The sequence below is a fragment of the Rhodovulum viride genome, assembly GCF_003265965.1.
GTDB lineage: Bacteria > Pseudomonadota > Alphaproteobacteria > Rhodobacterales > Rhodobacteraceae > Rhodovulum > Rhodovulum kholense.
The window spans coordinates 1-344 of sequence record NZ_MUAV01000227.1; the positions used below are offsets into that span (position 1 = coordinate 1).

Consider the following 344-nt stretch of genomic DNA (forward strand, 5'->3'; position numbering starts at 1 on the left):
CTGGCGCAAGCCGCCGCCGCGCAGGCCCGCGCGGCTCTCTGACCGACCACTCACTGAACCCAACCCACCGCCCCGTCCGGATTGCTCCGGGCGGGGCTTTTCCTTTTGGCACAACAGGAGACCCCCATGCCCAAGGATCTGAACGACCTGCGCCGGGAGCGCCGCGCGGCGGCCGAGCGGATGCAGGAGCGCGCCGATGCGCTGGCCGCCCTCGAAGGGGCCGAAACGCCCGATGCGGACGCCATCGCCGCCGCCGAAACCGCCTTTGCCGAGGCGCAGACGGGCTTCGAGCGGCTCAATGCCCAGGTCGGCCGGGCCGAGGCCACCGAGGCCGCCCGCGCCGC

Annotated in this window: 1 pseudogene; it reads left to right on the forward strand. The window is 74.1% G+C overall.

Annotated features, from left to right (window positions below):
- Positions 1-126: 126 nt before the first annotated feature.
- Positions 127-344: pseudogene (locus BYZ73_RS21970) on the forward strand (phage major capsid protein); the annotation flags it as partial.